Raw genomic sequence first — 21,890 nt, forward strand, 5'->3', positions numbered from 1 at the left:
CGATGAATGCAAACGCCCCCTCCCTGATGTCCGGCGGCTCCGCCGCGTACGCATCGAGCGTACCGGCCGGCCCAGGCACCGAACATACGCTGAGCGACCTGATGTACGACGGTTTCTATGCGCTGTTCATGCTGAAGAACGGCAGCGGCCCCCAAGACAATGCCGATTTCATCAGAAAAATGACGCAGTTTCTCGACGAGTTCGGCCACGCGGCGAAAAAACATGGCGCCTCGGCCGATGATATCGATGCCGCCAAGTACGCATTTTGCGCGGCTGTCGACGAAATCATCCTGCGCTCGCCGTATGCCATCCGCGACGACTGGGCGCGCCGGCCGCTGCAGCTGGTGCTGTTCGGCGACCAGCTGGCCGGCGAGAACTTCTTCATCCGTCTCGAGGCGCTGCGCGCGCGCGGCAGCGCCCACCTGCAGGCGCTGGAAGTGTTCCACATGTGCCTGCTGCTTGGCTTCCAGGGCCGCTATATCCTGGAAGGCTCGGAAAAACTGGCCTACCTGACGGCCCGCCTGGGCGACGAGATCGCCCAGATGAAGGGCAAGAAAGCCGGTTTCGCACCGCATGCGGAACGCCCCGACCAGATCGCGCACAAGTTGCGCAACGACGTGCCGCTATGGGTGCTGTGCTCGGTATTCGCGCTGATCTGCGCACTGGGCTATCTGGGCCTGCGCACCATGCTTGCCAAGAACACGCAGCGCCAGATGAACGCCTATAGCGATATCGTCAAGCTGGCGCCGCGCACGGCAAACCTGACCATCACGTTGCCGTAATGAGCGGCCCGGCAACGACAGACGCGGCCCTGGGCGCGTTCGGCACCGGCCTGTCCCAGCATGCGCGGCTGATCACTTTGACCACGGCGCAGGCATCGAACCTGCCCGAATCGCTGATGGCCGAGCAGGTGACGGGCCGCGAGGCGGTCAATGAGCTGTTCCGCTTCGAAGTCGATGCCTTGAGCACGGCGGCGAGCCTGGACCTGGTCAGCTTTCTCGGCGAAGAAATCACGCTCAAGCTGCTGCAGCCCGACGGCAGCTGGCGCGCCTGGCACGGCCTGTGCACCGACTGCGCCTTTGCCGGCGCCGACGGCGGCGTGGCGCGCTACCGGCTGCGCCTGGAACCGGCCCTGGCCTTGCTGGACCTGCGCCGCGACAGCTATATCTTCCAGGACAAGAACGCGCGCGATCTCATCACGGAACTGCTCGGCGACTATCCGCAGGTCCGCTTCGAATTCGATGTCAGCCAGGAACTGGCGCCGCGCCCGGTGTGGACGCAATACCGCGAAAGCGACCTGGCCTTCCTGGCGGGCGTGCTCGCCTTCGAAGGCCTGAACTGGCGCTTCGAGCACGAGCAGGATGGCGCGGCGCAGCAGGACGCGCAGCAGGCCAAGCACAAGCTGGTGATTTTCGACAGCAAGGCCGTCGCGCCGGCGACACCCGGAGTGGCCGGCCTGCGCTTTCACGGCATGCGCGCCAGCGATACCGATGACGCCATCGACAGCTTCAGCGCGCGGCGCCAGGTGCGCCCGAATGCGGTCGGCATCAGCAGCTGGGACCCGCAGCAGCTGGCGGCGCCGGCCGCCGAACACAGCTCCAGCCTGGCGGCGGGCGAATTGCCGCCCCTGCCGCTGTACGACGGCGCCGGCGAGCGGCGCCATGCGGACAACACGACGGCGGATCCGCACGGCCTGCGCATGCTGCAGGCGCTGGAACTGGAGAACAAGCAATTCACGGGCGCTGGCGCGGTGCGGCGCATGGCGGCCGGCCACGCCTTCGACCTGTTGCAACACGAACATTATCCCGGCGGCGCCAACCAGTTCACCGTGCTGTGGGTCGAACACCAGGCACGCAACAACCTGGGGCCGGCCGGCGGCGCGCTGACGGCGGTGTTGTCGAAACTGTCGAAAATAGCCAGCCTGGGCGACGTTGCCAGCCTGCTCGATAGGCAGCTTGAGGCCGGCACCTACCGCAACACCTTCGGCTGCGTGCGCACCAGCGTGGCCATCGTGCCGCGCGCTACCGCCGCGCGCCAGGCCAGCAGCGCGCTGGGACCGCAGACGGCACTGGTGGTCGGCCTGCCCGACAGCGTGGCCACCACCGGACGCGACCATCAGGTACGCATCCAGTTCGCCTGGCAACGGGGCGCCGCCGCCAATCCCGGCGGCATGGCGCACAACACGGATCAACAAGGCAACGCGCCCGGCAACGAAGCGTCAGGCACTTGGGTGCGCGTTGCCGAAGCCTTGGCCGGCCCGAACTGGGGTTCGCAATTTACGCCGCGCATCGGTACCGAAGTCCTGGTCGATTTCATCGAAGGCGACATGGACCGTCCGCTGGTGGTGGCCCAGCTCTATACGGGCAACGACATGCCGCCGTACGCGGCCGGCGTCGATTCGGACGTCAACCACGCCGGCGTCATTTCTGGCATCCACAGCCATAATTTCGATGGCGGCGGCTATAACCAGTGGGTCATCGACGACACGCCGGGCCAGTTGCGCACCCGCCTGGCGACGAGCAGCGCGGCCACGCAGTTGAACCTTGGTTACCTGATACAGCAAGGCGTGGGCACGGCCCAGCGCGGCAGTTACCGCGGCAGCGGCTTCGAACTGCGCACCGACGCCTGGGCCGTGCTGCGCGGCGGCGAAGGCGTGCTCATCTCTACCACCGCCCGCGCACAGACGGGGGCGGGCGTGGCCTCTACCCAGCTCGACACCATGGAAGCACTGGGCCAGCTGAAAGGCGCCGCCGAGCTGAACAAGACGTTGGCCGAGGCCGCGCAACAGCAAACCGCCCTGTTCAGCCAGGATGCGAAACAGGCCCAGCTGGACCTGATCAAGCAGATCGACCCGCAGCAGGACGGCAAATACCAGGCCAGCGTGGGCGGGCAGGGAGCGCTGAAGGCCAGCGCAGGCGAGCGCAAGCAGGCCACCGACCAGCCGGTGGAAAAATTCGGCCAGCCCCTGGTCTTGATGGAAGCGCCCGCCAGCATCAACTGGGCCACGCCCGGCTCGACCGTCCTGTTTGCCGCACAGCAGCTGCAATGGACCTCGCAGTCGGATCTGCACATGACGGCCGCACACACTTTTTCCTCCGTGGCGGCCAGTGCGCATGGGCTGTTTACCCACTCCGGCGGCATCCAGGCGATCGCCGCCAACGGCCCGGTATCGCTGCAGGCGCATACGGGACAACTGGAAATCCTGGCCGACAAAGCCATTACCGTGATCTCGGTCAACGACAACATCGACATCAAGGCCAACCAGAAGATCACGCTGCAGGCTGGCCAATCGTCGATCACCTTAGAGGGCGGCAATATCACGTTCACCTGCCCCGGCAACTTCACGGTCAAGGGGGGCCAGCACGTCTTCAACGGCGGCGCCAGCGCGGCCGGCGTGCTGCCGGCACTGCCCGATACGCGCATCAAGCTGTTCGATGAAGGCTTTGTGCTGCGCGACCGCGACACGGGCGAACCGATGCCGCGCCAGCCCTACCGCATCAAGCGCGAAGATGGCAGCTATGAGAGCGGCATGACCGACGAAAAGGGCTTGACGCATGTGATAGCAGCGGCCGCCGCCGAGGCGCTGGTGATCGAGCTGCTGAAAACGATGGGCGGCCAGGGTTCGGCATCGGCACCGGCACCCGCCCCCTCTTCGGCGCCGGTACCAGGTTCGCCAGGACAGCCGGCGGCCAAGGCAAACACCCCGCCGGAACCGAGATACAAGCCGGCAGGCGACTCCAGCACCACGCCGGTGGACAACAAGCGCCGCAAGGAAGTACTGGTCAAGCTGCCGGCCTGCTGGATCGAGGACTACGAAAAGGAAATCGCCGGTCCCTCTTATGGCCGCTATGCGCAGCCTTACCAGCACGACGGCACGCCACACAAATACAGGGACAAGATCTGGTTCAAGCTGTACATACCGGCAAAATCGGACGGTCCGGTGGTGGTGGAAGTGCGTTTCAAAGCCATCCCGGTACTGGACGCCGTAGGACAGGCGCTGGAAGAGAGCGACAAGGGCACCGAATCGGCGGCGCTGCGCGTCAAGCAGCGCGCCAACGTCGTGGCGCTGGCGCAGAAAAACGCGACGGCCGGCATCGAAGGCAACTGGAACAACAAGTTCCGGCTTGAAATCAATGATCCGCAATGCGGACAAAAAGTGTTGCCCGTGGTTTTCCGCGTCCTCTGGGTCGACGAGAATCAGCACTACACGCTGCAGATCCACAAGCGCTATGACCGCGAAAACGTGACCGGCGACGTCATGAACGTGTCGCTGGCAACGGCACTGACCACGTATGCGCATGAATTCGGGCATTGCGTCGGCATGCCCGACGAATACTCGTACACGGAGTTCGAAGAAACGGTACGCTATTTCAAGCCGGACGGCACACTCGACGCGCCTATCGTTTGCCACGTCAACGGCACCTCGCCGGAAGACCTGACGCAATCGATCATGTCGTATGCGGAAGGCGCACTGATATTGAAACGCCACGGCTGGAATATCGCGATTGAAGCGCAGGAATTGCTGAGCAAAAAAATCGGCAGGAAGATACGATGCGATATTGTCTGACACTGCTTATCTATGCCATGCTGATGGCACTACCATTGAAAGCCAATACCATGACGAGCACTCATGCGCCCCTCTCCATCTCCCTGCAATGCCTGGGCAACGCTGGCTGCGTCTACCAGCGCAAGCCGATCGACGTGCTGGTCACCATCCGCAACGATGGCAGCCGCGATATCGGTTTTCCGCTCGACTACCTGCGCAAGTCGGGCCCGATCGTCAAATTCATCGATACCGATACGGGCGCCGTCACCTACGCCCGCCGTGGTCTGGCGAATCCGGCGCTGAGAACGAAATTCACCACGATTGCGCCAGGCGCCTCGATCTCCATGGAAATAGATATACATCCAACCGACATTGAAACGTTTCGCATCAAAAGAGTCGATATCAGCGTGGAGGTGATATTGAAGGGCAACATACGCATCGATGGCGAAGCGGAACTGCAGGACTACCAGGGCGGCGCGAAGATCCGCATCTTTGAAAAAGATGAGTAAGACCATGCTGGCGCGAATGGTGCTGTAGAGCATCCGCGTCTGTCAGCAAGTGCCGTCGTCACGGAAACGATATCGCTGTGCGATCACTTGCTGGCCGGCCGCTACAGTTGTCCGGCCCCGCATAAAAAAGCCCCTGAAAAATCAGGGGCTTAGCTGTTGCATTAACCCGGCGTTACCTTACGCTGCCGGACGGGAGATTATCTCCACTCGATGATCAATGAGGTGGCTAAGCGTTTGATTTTTCAGTCTTTTCCAAACCATTCAGTTACTGATACCCTCAAAAATACCCTCACCTGCAAAATCCGCTATTGCCGGTTTGTCGTGGCCGGGATAGGAGACACCAGTCCGCTTGCTCGCACTTGTTATCCGATTCTTCTGGCCGAGAACGCATTCATTTCAGCACAGCAGCAATCGAAGCGCTTCGATGAATTTAAGGATACGCCGATCTTCAGAGCCACGCTGTCCCCCTGTCACTCGCGTAATATCACGCCCGCTATAGCGACAAAGACGAAACAATGGGACGCACTTATCTATCTACCGCTTTTACCATGCCCCACATTACCTCCGCTTTTCACGTCTCGAGCTAGACAGTCAGTCGAGCCGTCTCAGCATTTAATAAAGGGCAACTTGCTGCAGATCGCAACGGCCAAGGCTGAGATCGTGTACGAATGGCGGACCTGACCCGGCCGGACTCGCTACCGCATAGCGTTTGAACTCATCTGTGAATGTGGCGCGCAACTTAGGTGCTGACTCCGGTGAAGTGGGAATGATCTCCCCCTTCGAAGGTAATTGTGTCTTCTTCATGAATATCCTGCGGGGCACATTGTCCCCTATTAGAATGTCCATGAAAACCGGACTAGCTCAACTTGACCCTGGTTCCCGTATCGAGCAAAACAGTCAGCCGGGCCGTATCGGCATTGAATCAAGCGAATAAAGCGCAACTTGCTGCTGATCAAGACGGCCAAGGCTGAGATCGTGTACGAAAAGCGAACCTGCCCCCGCAGCCGCGTCCCCCTTTGCCGCTCACAGCGTTCCGAAACTTTCCCAGTACGCCTAAGGCACGACGCAGAGCAGTGACACTATCATTAGCCAATATCAGGACCGCTATGGCGATCGAGCCGAGGCAATGGTACGCGCTTATTTGTCACAGGGGACATATTTCTACTTTAACAACAACTGCATCAGAGTAATTGCAGCCATTCTTAATATGTAAATATTCAGGCAAATCAAAAGCATAAAGAATATTTATCCTAGCGCCTTCTTTATAAAGAAAAAAATCTTCTTTATCATTGAAATACATTCCCTCCTTGACCACACAGCCATTCTCCATCAAACAATTAAATGCATTTACCTCATCATCAAGATGATCATCCTGTCCAGAAAAAAAATGACGTCCAACAACACCAGAGACAAGCACCGTTGGAATTTCCCCATCCATTAAATGTTTTTTCCAACGCACCGAACCAAATGCACCAAAAGTTTTAAAATTATCATCTCCCTCATCCTCAAACAAATCCTCACGTCCACTATTCTTCTTCTCTCTCTCAAGAAAATCAAACAAAGAATATACAACCTTAAAACAATGCCCCTCATTCAAACCTTCAAAGTAACTCGTCATTTCCTCGAATCCCCTTCCCCAACCTTCTCAATCATTAGTATATTATCATTGAATATCTTTAAGCCAGGCCCAATCCCAAGCTGCGTATTCATAACACCAAGACCATTATTAATTTTCATTTCTTTAAAAGGATCATTCCTCTTAGGTTTAGCCTCCACCTTAAATCTAACGCTATTACTCCCCCACCCACTTCTCCCCTCCACCATATCGGGGAATTCGATAAAGGCTGCGGAATTTGCAAAATTTCCTATTTCTTGCAATTTTTCCGAAGTTCCTGGCTTTACTACTATTTTAAAAACATAACCTTCATATTTTTTTGCATAATCAAAAAATGGAGATAGTGATGTCTCTGTGGTGCCAGAAATACTTGAAGTCCTAACAAGGGGGGACGGGGTCAGGTCCGGTATTCAGACACACTCGCGCAATATCACGTCCGCTATAGCCACAGATACGAGGCAATGGCACGCGCTTATCTGTCACCGCTTTTACCATGTCTAACATCGCCGCCGCTTTTCACGTCTCAAGCAAGACAGTCAGTTCGGCCGTATCGGCATTTAATAAAGCGCAACTTACAGATCGCAACGGCCAAGGTTGAGCTCGTGTACGAATGGCGGACCTGACACCGCCCCCACCGCCACCGCCACCGCCACCGCCCCTGCCGGCTCTCCATGCATCAATTATTTTTTTAAAAACAAATTTCATTAATTATTAACACGCCAACCAAACCACCAAATCACCAAATCACCAAATCACCAAACCAAAGAAAATATCAGTTTTTCTTAACTACTCATAATTCGAATTAATAAATTCCTCCTCAGTCATTTTATCCGCACGGTATCCCTTTATGCAACCTATCACTTCCCCTTTATCTTTTATAATATACACACCAATCATCAATCCGGATGTTAGTAAATAATCAATCCTGGAAATTTTAATATAATCTTGGATTTCTATTAGCACATCATAAATTTCCTGCGTTTTCCCCAATACATACTCAACATAATTATTATTTTTTCGTCTTTTCACAGAACGGAAAAAACCTTCAGCAGCTCTAACATAATCACCAGCATTTATATCATGAACAAAATACTTTTCTATAACAGAATTTAATATTATGGACATTTCAATGGGTAGCGAACAAGGCAATTCAAATTCCATTGGATGCAATATTTCAATCATAATCTTCCTGACTTTATTATCGCTTAGTTGTTTTTAATGACGTCATCATATCCAGGGGGATGGGGTTAGGTTGAGCTAGTCCGTGCGTGACACCGGCCGTGCGGGCTCGAGCGACGCGCCAGTCGACCATTTGGCTCGCCAAAACTCGCTACGAAAGCGAATTGATCAGCACTTACTTAGGTGATCAATACGCTGCTGGTTGCAAGCATATTTCGAAGATCATCTAAACCACCTAGCTGGACTTCCCACAACCAAAGCTGACGATCGCCAACACGCCGCAAAGAAGAGAATGAATCTGCACGAATAATATCTTCCAAGGTCTGAGAAGCTGAAACCTGTGCATTTAATTGTGTATCATTTAGGACGTTTACTGGATACACATCTCGAATTTTTTGGAAGCGTACTTCAGGCAGTGACACATACCATTTATTTAAACGCTTTCGATCCTCAGCAGTCAGCTTTCCACCGTCCAGACCCAGGACATGGAATTCGGGTTTCTTTTCAATAAATTCAGAAAGAGCATACCCAAAATTCCAGTGCCTCAGACCAATACACGACATTAAAATTCTTTCAAAAATATCGCCGCCAAACTCCAAGAAGCGCTCTTCAATTGCCAAACAAAACAACGTCTCACCAATCTCTTCAACATAACTTAAAGAGGCCGAAGCAAAACTATCATAACCAGGCTCTGCGCTGCCTTCTGGATTTGCAACCAATGACATAACATGAATATCAGAGAAGCCAGATTTCAGCGCCTTTGTGTATACTCTTCCACCAATTTTTGTTAACTCGCCCTTATAACCTAAACCTTCGGCCGCAAAATATGTTGGTGCAATCCCGATACGATGGAAAATTGACGTAACTAAATCGTGGAATGCCTTCAAGCCATCAGCACCTGGAGCTGGAGTCGTGTAACTATAAAGTCCTATTGCAAATGCTTTCTCAGTCATTCAATTCTCTTATCATGGCTTTGGTGTGCGTGTAGGAACGACCACTTTTGGTGGAAGCGGCGTGAAGCCCTGTGCTCTGATCTGCGCATCCAAGGCGGCTCGCACCTGCCACCAGATTCTTCTAGGCGATGAGGCCTTCATTTCAGCACATCAGCAATCGCAGCGCACCGAGACGCCCAGAGATACGCCAAGGTCGCAGCGCTGCGCTGTCATGCTGTCATTAGAGCAGTTTCGGGCGCACTATAGCGACAGAGACGAGGCGATGGCACGCGCTTATCTATCGAGCGCTTTTACCATGTCCCATATCGCCGCCGCTTTTCACGTCTCGAGCAAGACAGTCAGTCGAGCCGTATCGGCATTTAATAAAGCGCAACTTGCAAAAAAAAGAGACGGCCAAAGCTGAGATCGTGTACAAATGGCGGACCTGACCCCGGGATCGTGACCCCGGGATCGACGGTTTGCCGCGTAACATTGTAACGACGCACCAGCTCGGCCTGCGACTCGGTCGATTCCCGTATTAGGCGGAAGGAAAGAGTGTACTCAAAACATGCCGAGCCTTGAATAGGGGGCCAGCTACGGATGGGGCCATAATCACACAAATCTAAATACTTAGATTATCGGAGAAACTCAATTTTTCATTATTTCACCCTCCCATTTTTTCAAAAGAGTAGAAAATTTTTCCCTGTCAGGATTTGAAAATGGGCACGCCGATATTGATCTAGACACTATGAGGAATAATTTTCTCCTCAATACCTCATCATCATTAAAGCCGCCCAAACCTGCAAGAGTTTGAAAGTATCCATCTCTATTTTTAATTATTTCAAAAAAATCATCCCCTCTTGAATCAGTCACACCAATTAATATTGCCTCATGAATTGGATTGATTAAATCCACCAATGAGAAATCATCAAAAAAACCTTCAAAGTCCGATCTAATTCGGCGTATTTTTTTTAAAAATTGAGGGTTTTTTGCTGCAAAACTGAGAGAAATTTTCATATCACTAATGGTTTACTGGGTTATACGGAGGGCGTTTTCCGAAAGTTTTAGTATAGGTTTGTATATATTTTAACTCAAGCTCCTTTGCATTTTTCTTCCCCTCTACCGTACGCAATAAATCGACATCTAGTGCTATATCTTTTTTCGCGAAAACACGCTGATGCTCTGTAAACCGTGTAAGGTAGTCACGACCTGTTTCCCCGAAGTGAAGTAACTCTCCCGATTTTGCATCCCGAATTACATAAACATCATGTGGGCCAGACGCCGATAAACTATTTCCGTGAACACCATCTAAACTATTTGACCATTTCGCATATCCACTTTGATAGCCACCTGAAACCCCACCATACTGTCGCTGAGTTGCCGGCACCCATTCCTGCAGTGTCATTTTTCCACCATTTTGCTGATACGAGCGCCAAGCATCCAATCGAGCAGTTAATCGGGGGGAGATATCTGAAACTGCATTCGTGGAACCTTGATTGGAAATGGAGTCTGCACTTGAATACTTTCCATTATTTAACCTTCCATCGGAATTTGATGAGAAAAATGGATCTTGATTCCCGCCATTTTTTATATCTCGATTCTTCCCCTCATTAACAACATTAATTTTATTATTAGAGTTTTCATTCTTGGTTTTTGGAGATATGCCCTGTGGGTCCATTAACATCCCCCCCAACAACCAAGCATCCTCCCGGGACATTTCTGAGAAAGATTTTTGCAGAGTATCTGAAATTCTCTCGTTCTGCACCTGCAACGTCTTTAAATTATACTGCATTGATATGGCCATATCACCTGCAACATATGCAATTTTTGCTAAACCTCTATAATAACTAGAGGTTTCGTTACCGACCATTTCCCCTATTGTTTCAACAGCTTTGGCGAGAGTTTTTTTACTCTCCATTTTATAAGGAGCACCAACTTCAGTTCGCCCCAATCGCTCAATCTCAGCATTTGCAGATCTTACGTCATAACGCAAATTTTGACACTTCTCACTATTATCTCCACTACATGCAGCCAGCTGTACATCCCTTTCCATACTCTTCGCCTGCAACTGCTTTTCTCGTTCCTTATCACAGCCACTCCCTTTCGGGTCCTTCGAGCATGCTTTTGATATGACACTAAGTTCGAGAATTTCTTTGTGTTTCAGATAATTATTCGCCACCTCATTTGCCGCAGTAGCCGCTCCCGTTGCCCCACCAGCTGCGGCACCCACCGCAGCGCCCGCCGCCAGCGTCAACGCATCACGCAGCGTTTCAGGCATATCAAGTTGCTTCAACTCCTTAGCGATTCTATCTGTCGACAACGCCGCCGCGCCTGCGCCCAAAGCACCATTGGCGCCGCCGGCAAGCCCGCCAATCGCCGCGTGCAAGGCAACCCGCGCAAGTCCATCCTCTTTCCAGTTCTTGGTTAGCTCATCACTTTGGCGCATTAGCTCTGCGCTTCTTTCAGGATCGGTTTCACGGAGATTATGTGCTTTAGCTGCCAATACTTCCGCCTCTTTCAGCTTGTCGGAAGCATAAGTCCCCAGCTTCTCAGCAGCAGCTGCCGCAAACGCCGCAGTCACATCCATCGTCGCCTGCAGCGCGGCCTTGTCAAAATTATTGCCGATCTTGCCGCTAGAATCCACTCCAGTCGTCACGTCTCGGTTCACACCGGCAATAGCTTCGTCCACGCCCTTGCCCGTCGCCGTGCGCTGAGCCGCATCGTCGGTGATGACGATTGTGCCGCCGCTAATGCCGCTGCGGGTCGTGCTGGTGGAATTTTCACTGAGGGAAACGATAGCTGGCAGGCCCACTGTAGTAGCATCTTTTTTGCCAGCGATATCCGTCAGGTTCTCATTTCGTGTGCCCGTGCCTGCAAAGGACATGCCACCCGACACCCCCACACTGCTACCCTTCGATATCGCATGATTGGCAATATCGCTGTGCGTCAAGGTCGACGTAATCAGGCTGCTGTGCAGCTTACCCGACTCCGTGGCACTGATGACGGCGCCCTTCAAGTCCGTATTGCCGCCCACCTTGATCTGGAAGCCGCCGTCGCCAGCCTTGAAGCCGCTTTGCTCCTGCACGCTGGCGTAGTCGTTGTGCATATTGCTCTGGCTATAACTGCCGCTGACGCTGGCGCCAAAGCCGACGGTACCGCTGGCGGAGATGCTCTGGCTCTTGCTGTCGAACTTGGCCGTGTCCTGCAGGCTTTCCAGGTTCAGGTTGCCCTTGATGTCGGCAATCACCTGGTTGGCGCTGGCCACGGCGCCCTTGATATTGGTGTCGCCGCCGCTTGTGATGATCAGCTTGTCGCCCGCATTCACATGCGTATTGAGCTGCGTCGTGCCATCGCCGTCCTCATGCCCCTTGCTGCCGCTGACGCTGGCCGTGAAGCCGAACGAGGTGCCCTTGGTGCTGACGATGGCTTGCACGCCCACCGATGCACTCATGCTTGAGCTCTTGCTGTGCTGGCTTTCCGTATCCTGCGCGGCCAGCAGATTGACGTTGTTGTCGGCATGCAGGCGGATATCGTTCTTCGCGTTCAGGTCGCTGCCCAGGATGGTGATATTGCTATCCTTGCCGCCACCCGTGGCCGTGATGTTGATATTGTTGCCCGTCAACACGCTGCCGCTGTGCGTGGTGCTCGCCGTCGTTTGCGTCTGCTGGCTTTCCGAATGGCCCGCCGTCAGGCTGATGCTGATGCTTGGTCCGCCTTCCTTCATCATGTCCTTGGCCGCGGCGTTCGCCGCCATGGCCGTGGTCGCCGCAGCCATGGCCGTCACCCGGCTGTTCTTCGCCGTGCTGGCTGCCGTGCTCATGGTTTGCAAGGTCTGGATGGCGCTCACCACGCTGCCGCCCAAGGCGACGGTAAAGCCATCCTGCGTGGTCTTGGTCTCGAATTTCCCCTTATCACTATCTTGTCCCGGCGTAATTTTCACGCTGGTGCCCGCCAGGTTCAGGTCAGTGGCCGCGACAATATCGCTGCCGCCGATCTTCAGGTCCTTGCCTGCAACGATGGTCAAGGCGCCGCTGGTTGAACCCACGGTGCTGCGCGCCTGGCCGCTCTGGATGACGGCGTCACGCTCCTGGTCGGTAGTCGTGGTGCGCGTGCCATAGCTGAAGCCAAAGCCGCCACCGCTCATGAAGCCGCTTTCCTTGACGTCGCGGTGGTGCAGTTCCTTGCTCGTTTCGCTTGCCGCGGCTATGCTGATATCGTTCTTCGCCAGCAAACTGGCGGAGCCATCGCTGAGAATTTGCGCGCCCGTAAGCTTGATGTCGTTGCCTGCAGCAAACGCCACCGTAGCGCCGCCAAAAGCACTGCCGGCCGAGGTACCCAGGTCCAGCATGTCGCGCGTGGTGATGGTCTTCTTGTTCAGGAAACCCTTGCCGGTCTGTACATGTCCCTCGTCGACGGTAAGCTGGTTCGTGCCAGCGCTCAGCACGATGTCATGGCCCGCCGTCACAGACAGGTCCACGCCTGCCTGCACATCGGCTGCCCGGGCAGTCAGATCGTTGCCGGCCTGCAGCACAATGCTGCCACTGCCCTGGATCTGGCTACCCACCTCGGTACTGCTGCTGTCCTTGCGGTAGTTTTTCGCATCCCAGCTCAGGCTGCTGCTGCTGGCCGTCGTCAAGGTTCCCAGGTTGATGTCGCGGCCGGCGTTGACGATGGTCTGGCCATCCTTGCCGGCATTGCCGATGACCCCGGCAAGCATGCTCACGTCGCGGCCCGCAGACACCACCAGCGTTCCGCCGCCACTGCTGCCATCACCGGTCACGTACAGCCCCGCCACCCGGTCGATATCCGTGCGGCTGAAACTGTTGCCTCCAGCGCTGCTGCTGGCACTTTGCGTGGTACTGGCAATATGGATGTCGCGCCCGGCGGTAGCGATCAACTCGCTGTTGGCCGAGATCGTGCCGCCGATATTGTTCAGATCGTTCCTTGCGGCCACGGCGACGGCGTCGCCGTTCAGGCGGCCACCCATGTTTTCCACATTGTCCGCGGTCAGCTTGACAACACTGCGCCCGGCAATCGTGCCACTGTTGGTCAGGTCGCCCGACAGATTGATATTGATGTCCTTGCCGGCGAGCAGTGCTCCGCTACCGTCCAGGTCTCCTTCACGCAGGCGCAGATAAATTTGCGGTACCAGCGCTTTCTGCACCGAGCCATCTGGCAGCGCCACGTCGCGTTCGACCAGCCAGACAATATCGCTCGTCAGCGCTGCCATTTGCTCGGCCGTCAATGCAACACCAGGATGCAGATCGTAATTCTTCGCATATGCCACGCCGGCGTCCATCAAGGCACGGTATTGCTGCTCGTCGTTCGTGTAGTCGCCGACAAAGCGCTGCCCCGTCAACTGCGCCACCTGTTCGCGGATCAGCTTTTGTTCATAGAAGCCGTCGCCCAGGCGTTTTTGCGTCACCGACGGGTCCACCTTGACCTGATTGAGCAGATAGTCGGAACCTGTCCATTCGCGGAAATTGGCAAAGCGCGGATCCGTCTCGACCAGGTAACGCGACGACAACGACGGCAAGGTGCGGAACAGGCTTGCATTGGGCAAGGCCGTTGACGGGCTGCTGGTGCGCACGAACTGCGCCCGGCCGGAAGCGTCCGTAAGCGCCACTTGCGCAATGCCGGGCAGGCGTGTCTGGCCCGGTACGCCACCCAGGCCGGCAGCCTGCGCGGCGGTGCCGGATGCATTGCCGATGCTGGTGCTGCCCGCCGGCGCCAGGCTGGCCTGGCCGTGTGCATCCGCCCCCGTCACGCGCCCCACCTGCATGTCGGCGGGCAGCACGCCCAGTGTCGCTTCCGTGACGCCGGCCCCGCGCGCCGCACCCGGCACGCCACCGACGCCGGTCGCCGCGGAAACGCCTCCGGAGGCATTGCCGATGCTAGTCGTGCTCCCGGACGCCAGGCTGACCTGGTCAAGCTGATTCGAACCTGTCACGGTGGCGGCAAGCGCGCCGGCGACCGTACGAACGAATCCCCCCTGGCCGGCCTGGCCGAGGCGATCCGTGCCAGTAGTTGAAGCTGTACCGCCGACATGCTGCACCTCTTGGGCCATGGCACCCGTTGCCGCCGTGCCAAGCGCAATGGCGCTCGGGTAAGCACCAGTCGGGCCATTGCCTTGTTGAACCGCATCGACTGCGCTCCCGGAGACGCTGCCGACAGTGCCGCCCAGGCCGGCCCCCGCCACCCGCGTCGTTCCGTTCGGCCCACTGCCGCCGCTGGCCGCGCCGGCCTGACGGCCTGCCGCATTGTCAACCCCGGCCAGGCCTGCCAGCACGCTGACAATGGCCTTGCCCTGCACTTGCGCGCTGGCCGCGCCGGCCGCGCTGGTGGATGCATTGACGCCGCCAGTAGCGGCGCCGGACAAGCTGATGCCGCTGCCCTGCGGCGTGGCAAACTGTTCTTCCCGCGCAATGTTAAGAGTGATGCTCTCGGTTTTCTCGGCCCCGGTAAAAGCCGCCGGTTTTCCAATGCTGGTACTATCGCGCCCTTTTTTGAACTTTCGCTTGTATAGGGTCGCCGTACCTTTGTCAGTACTGATTTTCTGTCCCTGCGTCTGTCCATTCCTGATGCGGCTGCCATGCATGTCCAGCAGCCCGCCCGCGATGATATGGCTGTCTTCGTTGGCAACCAGGTCGGCACTGATGGAGATATTGCCGCCAGCAATGATGCGCCCGGGGTCGGAACTGACGATCTCGCTCTGGCGCGAAGTACGCGTGGTCTTGTAGAGCGTCCACACTTCATACGTGCCATCTGGCGTGCGCAGATGCAGCGACTCATCATCATATGTCTCCACGCCCGGCGTGCCGGCGACATAGCGTTTCGCCGCGCCGGCGCCCTGGTACTCGGTCACGGACTCCTGTTTCGTTGATGAGGACATTTTCATCTGAATATGCTTATTCAGATTATTGATCTGGGCAGCGCTCATGCTCAGGCTGCCCAACGCTTCGATGGTGGCGCTGGCGTTATTCAAGACCGCCGTGCGCCCGGTCGCCTGGCGATTGCCGTCAATACTGCCGCCGATAGACAGGCTGTTGGCGCTGAAAATCAGCGCGTGTTCGAAGTTATTGATGGTTTGTGCGCCAATCTGCAGGTCGTTGCGCGCAGCGATGGTCGCGGCAACACCATTTTCCACATCATTGTTCAGGGTCCCGGCACCAATGCTGAGCTGATCACCATAGATGCGTCCGGTGCCAATGTTATGAATGATGTTTGCATTAATCTCAGTGGCAACACCGTCGATCACGCCCCGATTCACCAGCAGACCGCCGGCACTGAGGCGTGTGATGGTCGCGCTGATGTCACCGTAGGCCGTGTTATCGATGTTGGAATTGGTACGCAGGGTCAATGTGCCGCCCGCACGCACTTTGCCCATGTTCAGGAATTGACCACCGGTGGCGATGCCAAGGTTGCGGTTGGCGACGAGCTCCGCACCGGCGCCATGGCTATAGCCACCGCTCAGATCGAGGTTCATGTCCAGCTGCGACAACAGGCGTCCATCGCCCGTCAGACTGGCGGCACGCACATCGGCCAGCGCGCCGGCAATCACCGTCCCTCCCGTATTGATGATGGCAAGGCTGCGGTTCGCCGCCAGATCGGCCACGCTCAGCGCCCTGCCGGCGCTGGCCAGACCTTGTGTATTATCAAAAACACCTGAGCCGACGATATCCAGATTGCCATCGGTGCGCAACGCTCCCGCCCGGTTGCTCAGCGAGCCCGTCGTCAGGATGGCGTTAATCGCCTCGATACCCTGGTTACTGCCTTGCGTCGTGCTGTTGTCGATCGTGCCCGCCGTCAGGCTGACCGTGGCGCCGGAGCGTATCAATCCATTCCGGTTGTCGATGCCGCCGGGAGTAGCGAACGACAGCTTGCCCACCACCTGTATCTGGCCATTCTGGTTATCGAGGCCAGCGCCAGACAACGCCAGGCTGGATTGGCCGACGATCTGCCCACCCGCATTGTTGATCAAACCGGTGGTGCCGCTGATCGCCCCTGCCGCACCGAAATAACCTGCCGTGTTGTTCCAGCTGCCTATCGACAGAACGGCGTCGCCACCGCTGACGATGCCGCCGGCATTGCCCTGGTTGCGCGCAGCATAGGCGCCCGCGCTACCGTTGCTCAGGACCTGGCCGCGCGTGTCGATGCGCATGCCTGCGCCAGACTGCAACAGGCCGCCGTCATTCGTCAACGGGCCGGAGTACACGCTCAGCGTCTCGCTGGCGGCGATGGTGCCCAGATGGTTATCCAGCGCCCATAGGCCCGTATCGATCCGGATATTCTTGCCAACAATCATACCGGCGGCGCCTTGTCCGGCAGCGACCGTATTGCTCAAGTCAGCACTCCGAAGCGTGATGTCGCCAACGGCCTGCAGCGTGCCGCCGTCGTTTTTCAAGACGCCGCCGCTGATGATATTCAAGTTACCTGCCACTGTGGCAACCTTACCGCCGGTATTGTCCAGGAACCCAGCCGCCAGTTCGACGTTACCCGTCGCGGCCAGCAAGCCGGCCTCGTTGCGCAGCACCTGGGCCGCGCTGGCGTGCAGCGTACCGCCAGCCGTCAGTTTGCCGCCCTGGTTCAACAGCTCGCCCACCGCCGCCGTGAAATTGCCGCCGGCTGCGATCACGCCACTCTTGCTGTTGTCCAGCGTGCCGCCACCGCGAATATCCAGGCTGCCGCTGCCAGCCGCCTGCAGCGTGCCGCCCTGGTTATTCAAGGAGTAGGCAGCGATGCTGGTGCTGCCATTGCTGGCGATCGTGCCGCCGCGGTTATCCAGGCTCTGGCTGGCGCCGATAGCGGTCTGTCCGAGGCCGAGTTGGGTAATATTTCCTTGACGATTGTCGAGCGTATCGGATGAGATCGTTACCTGCTGCGCGATGGTGCTGGCATTGCGATGGTCAAGCGCCGCCGCGGTCATGTCCAGACTGCCATTCGAGGTGATCTGGCCCCGCTGGCCGCTGATCTGGCCTGCATGCATCGTCAATGTTCCGCTACCCGCATGTTCGATCTTGCCGTCCGTATTTGCCAGCACGCCAGCGTTCAGGTTCAAACTGACGCTGTTGACGGCGATGCGTCCGCTCGTATTATCGAGTACGCCGCCGGGCGAAGTAAGGTTGAGCGAACTGGCGCCACTGCCCGTCTGGATGATGCTGCCCTGCACATTGCCCAGGTTCGCCACTTGCACGGTCAATTGACCTGCGCTGACCTGGCCGCGGCCGTTCTCCCAACGCTGGCCATAGTGATTGGCGGCATGGACTTCGAGTGTGCCAGGGGTCGTTACCACGGCGCCGCTGGTGGAGACGTCACCCGCGCTCGCGTTCAGCGCGATGTTCGACGCACTGGTTTGGCTGCCCGCCACATCCACCGTAGCACCGCTGAAAACCATGTTGCCCGCAGCCAGATTCTGACCGGAGGCGCGCAAGGCCTGGGCCGTCGTCACGTTCAGGTTGCCTGCGGCCAACAAACTGCCATCGGCCTTGACGCCCGCAGCCAGCAGACTCGACGCGGAACCGGTCAGACTGCCTGCATTGATCGTGTTGTGTCCTTGCGCCAGAATAGTGCCAGTATTGCTGACATCGCCCGAGGCACGCAGAGTCTGGTTGGCACCAGCATACAGGCTGCCGCTGTTGACGACGTTGGCGGCAACCATATTCAGGTCGATACTGGCAAACACCTTGCCGCCATTATTGTTCAGGTCGCCGATAACCAGCTCCGCATTGCCATCGAGCGCCTGGATCTGGCCGCGCGTATTATCCACTGCACCACCGCGCAGTGTCAGCTTGCGCCCACCCAGAATATTTCCCTCAGTATTGTTCAAAGCCGTACTAGCGTTCACACCGAGATTCTGTGCCGAAACAAGACGGCCATGGTCGTTGAGCAGGGTCGCCGTTTCGACCTGCACATCGCCATTGCCCTCGATCTTGCCGCCGCTGTTGTCCAGACTACGCGTGGCAACGATGCTCGCCAGGTCGGTTCCTAACTGGATGATCTCGCCCTGACGATTGTCCAGGGCACCGCTCGTCACCGTCAGCTGGCGCGCAATGGTGCTGGCATTGCGGTGATCGATGTAATCGGCCGCCACTTGCAGCGCGCCATTACCCGTGAGCTGGCCACGCTGGCCGTAAAGATTCGTGGCGCGGATATCCAGCAAGCCCTTGCCCGCATGTTCGATCTTGCCATCGATATTCGTCAGGTCGCCCGCCTGCAGGCGCAGATTGGCGCTGTTGACGGCGATGCGCCCGCCGGTGTTATCCAGCTTGCCCGTCTCGATGACCGTGTCGCCCGTGCCCGTCTGTATCAATGTACCCTTGGTATTGTCCAGATTGGCAACGCGCAAGGCCAGCTGCCCGGCGCTCAGGCTGCCGCTTTGGTTCACCAATGCCTGCCCATTGGCGGCATTCGCCGTGATGGCCAGCAAGCCATTCGTCGATACGATGGCCTTGCTGGTCGTCACATTGCCCGCCAAGGCCGTCAAGCCGACATTGGCTGCGCTGGTCTGGCTGCCGCCCACGTCGACCGACCCGCCCGTCAATTGCAACTGGCCCGCCGCCATGTTCTGGCCGCCAGCTTGCAAGGCGCCGGCCGTTTTCACCGTCAAATCGCCAGCCGAGGCAAAGCTGCCATCGGCGCGCATGCCTGCCGCCAGCAATCCATTACCGCCCAGGCTGCCCGCCATGATCGCCGTATTGCCCAGGGCCGCCAGCGAGCCGGTATTGCTGAGCAAACCACCGATCTCCAGGGTCTGATTGCGGCCCGCGTACAGCACGCCAGCGTTGAGGACGTCGCCGCTGACCTTGGCCGTGATATCCGTGCCTGCGCCGAGTGTGCCTTGTACGTTGCGCACGCTGGCCGCATCCAGGCTCAAGGCACCCGTGCCTGCCTGCAGCAGGCCGCGCGTATTGTCGATGGCGCCGCCCAGGTGCAGATCGGTCGCCGCCGCGATCACGCCGTCGGTATTGACGAGTGCGCCAGTGCTGACGATGTCGGCGGACGTTGCCGAGGTGATTTTGCCCTTGGTATTGTCCAGGCTGCCGGTCTGCAGCGACAACACGCCGTTGCCGGCCATCTCCCCATTCGTATTATCGAGCTGGCCAGTGACGGCCACCGTCATACCGCCCGCGCCCGTCTGCAGCAAATGGCCACCCCGGTTGCTCAAGCTGTCAGCCTGCACGCTCAGGGACCGCCCCGTGGTGGTGGCGTTGGCATGGTCAAACAGGCCGGCCTTGAGATCGACGGCGCCATTGCCGATGATGCCTCCCCCGGCGCCCTGCAAGCTGGCCGCCGTGATGGCCAGGGTACCTGCACCCGCATGCTCGATCTTGCCGCCCGCATTCGTCAAGCTGGCCGCGCCCAAGATCAAATTATTACTATTGACGGCGATGCGTCCCACGCTATTGTCCAGTTTGCCCGTCTGGATGACTGTATCGCCCGTGCCCGTCTGGATCACGGTGCCCTTGGTGTTATCCAGGTGACCCACGTGCAGGTCAAGCTGGCCGGCACTGAGTTGCCCTTCCGTATTGCGCAAGGTATCGTGCGCGCGGACCGTCAGCGTGCCCGGCGTGCTCACCACGGCCTTGGCGGCCAACACATCGCCGCTCGTCGCGGCCAGGCTGATCTGCGTTGCACCGGTCTGGCTGCCCGTGATATCCACATTGGCGCCCGACAGGTTCGCCGCGCCGGCCGCCAGGTTCTGGCCATGTGCGGCCAGCGTGTGCGCGGTATTGATCGTCAAGTCACCAACCGTGCCCAGCTTGCCATCGGCCTGCATGCCTGCACCGATCAAGCTGCTTGCACTGCTATCGAGGCTATTGGCCGTAAGACTGGTATTGCCTTGCGCCGCAATCACACCCGTATTGGCGACGCCGCCGCTGGCGGTAATGGATTGATTCCCGGCAGCATACATGCTGCCCGTGTTATTCAAGCTGGAAAGCGTGGCGTTCAAGTTGGCGCCTGCAAACACGCTGCCAGCAGTGTTGTGGAGCTTGCCGACGTTCAGGGTCGCGTTACCGGCAACGGCTTGCAATTGCCCCTTGGTATTGTCGATGTCACCACCGTTCAAGACCAAGTGACGCCCGGCCGCCACCGTGCCTTCCGTATTGTCCAGGCTTCCCGCTTTCAATTCGACATCTTGCGCCGCCACGACGCGGCCCGTATTGTTCAGCAAGGCGCCAGCTTTCACCAATGCATCGCCATTGCTCTCGATCTTGCCGCCCGTATTGTCCAGCTGCCCGGTGGCAGTCACCGTCAGCATGCCCGCGCCCGTCTGCGCCAGACTGCCGGCGCGATTATCCAGACTGCCGGCGTTGACGGTCATCTGATTCGCCACCGTCGTCGCATTGCGGTGATCGAAGGCGACTGCCGTGATGTCGAGCTTGCCATTGCCCGTGATCTTGCCGAACTGGTTGTTGAACTGGCCCGCGTTGATGGCCAGGATGCCCGCACCTGCATGCTCCAGCTTGCCGTTAAGGTTCGTCAACACCGTCGCGTTCAGGGCCAGGTTATTACTGTTGACGGCGATGCGGCCGGCCGTGTTGTCCAGCTTACCGGTGGTAATCACGGTATCGCCTGTGCCCGTCTGCACGATGTCGCCGCTGGCGTTGTCCAGATTCGCCACATTCAACTGCAATTGGCCCGCCACCAGCTGGCCCTGGCTATTCACCAACGCCTGGGCATTATTGGCATTGGCGGTGATGGCCAGCACGTTGCTGGCGGAAATGACTGCCTTGTTCGTCAGTACGTCGCCGCTGCGCGCGGTGATGGCGATATTGCCGGCGCCCGTTTGGCTGGCCGACAGATCCACGCTGGAACCCATTAGCACGGCGCTGCCCGCGGCCAGGTTCTGCCCGTTCGCTTGCAGCACGCCATCCGCGTTGACGGTCAGATTGCCTGCCGTACCCAGGCTGCCATCCGCTTTCATGCCGGCACCCAGCAAGCCGCTGCTGGTGACGCTGCCAGCGGAGATCGTTGTGTGATTGGCGGCGGCGATGGAAGCCGTGTTGTTCAGCAGACCGCCCACGGTCAGCTGCTGGTCGCGGCCCGCATACAGCAAGCCGGAGTTGTTCAGATCCCCGCCGACCTTGGCCGCCAGGTCCGTGCCCGCG

9 protein-coding genes are annotated in these 21,890 nt (G+C 57.8%); 3 read left to right on the forward strand and 6 right to left on the reverse strand.

What is annotated here, in order from left to right; translation table 11 throughout:
- The first annotated feature begins 2 nt into the window (after positions 1-2).
- Genes icmH through IGS60_RS27775 form a run of 3 tightly spaced genes read left to right on the forward strand, consistent with a single transcriptional unit; the run spans position 3 to position 5,055 of the window.
- Entirely contained in the window at positions 3-782 is a 780-nt protein-coding gene (icmH, locus tag IGS60_RS27765; RefSeq protein ID WP_230506837.1) for a type IVB secretion system protein IcmH/DotU, read from the forward strand.
- The gene (gene tssI, locus IGS60_RS27770; protein ID WP_230506838.1) at positions 782-4,567 is read left to right on the forward strand and encodes a type VI secretion system Vgr family protein; all 3,786 of its coding nucleotides are present in this window, start codon (positions 782-784) and stop codon (positions 4,565-4,567) included. The genes icmH and tssI overlap by 1 nt, the downstream gene beginning before the upstream one ends.
- Positions 4,568-4,617: 50 nt before the next feature.
- Positions 4,618-5,055, forward strand: coding sequence for a hypothetical protein (locus tag IGS60_RS27775; RefSeq protein ID WP_230506839.1), 438 nt, complete (start codon positions 4,618-4,620; stop codon positions 5,053-5,055).
- A 1,144-nt stretch (positions 5,056-6,199) separates the two neighbouring features.
- Here IGS60_RS27775 and IGS60_RS27780 read toward each other — a convergent pair.
- The 6 genes from IGS60_RS27780 to IGS60_RS27805 all read right to left on the reverse strand — a co-directional run bounded on the left by IGS60_RS27780 (position 6,200) and on the right by IGS60_RS27805 (position 21,838).
- Positions 6,200-6,673, reverse strand: coding sequence for a hypothetical protein (locus IGS60_RS27780; RefSeq protein WP_230506840.1), 474 nt, complete (start codon positions 6,671-6,673; stop codon positions 6,200-6,202).
- Positions 6,670-6,933: a hypothetical protein gene (locus IGS60_RS27785; protein WP_230506841.1), complete on the reverse strand. Its 264-nt coding sequence runs from the start codon at positions 6,931-6,933 to the stop codon at positions 6,670-6,672. The genes IGS60_RS27780 and IGS60_RS27785 overlap by 4 nt, the downstream gene beginning before the upstream one ends.
- Before the next feature lie 523 nt (positions 6,934-7,456).
- Positions 7,457-7,852 carry a hypothetical protein gene (locus IGS60_RS27790; protein WP_230506842.1) on the reverse strand — a complete coding sequence of 132 codons (396 nt, stop codon included), beginning with the start codon at positions 7,850-7,852 and terminating at the stop codon, positions 7,457-7,459.
- Positions 7,853-8,028: 176 nt separating this feature from the next.
- The gene (locus IGS60_RS27795; protein WP_230506843.1) at positions 8,029-8,802 is read right to left on the reverse strand and encodes a hypothetical protein; all 774 of its coding nucleotides are present in this window, start codon (positions 8,800-8,802) and stop codon (positions 8,029-8,031) included.
- Between the two features lie 627 nt (positions 8,803-9,429).
- Entirely contained in the window at positions 9,430-9,798 is a 369-nt protein-coding gene (locus IGS60_RS27800; protein WP_230506844.1) for a hypothetical protein, read from the reverse strand.
- A gap of 4 nt (positions 9,799-9,802) precedes the next feature.
- Complete coding sequence (locus tag IGS60_RS27805; protein WP_230506845.1) at positions 9,803-21,838, reverse strand: hemagglutinin repeat-containing protein; 12,036 nt, start codon at positions 21,836-21,838, stop codon at positions 9,803-9,805.
- Positions 21,839-21,890: the final 52 nt, after the last annotated feature.

Source organism: Janthinobacterium sp. FW305-128 (assembly GCF_020858135.1).
Classification (GTDB): domain Bacteria; phylum Pseudomonadota; class Gammaproteobacteria; order Burkholderiales; family Burkholderiaceae_D; genus Janthinobacterium.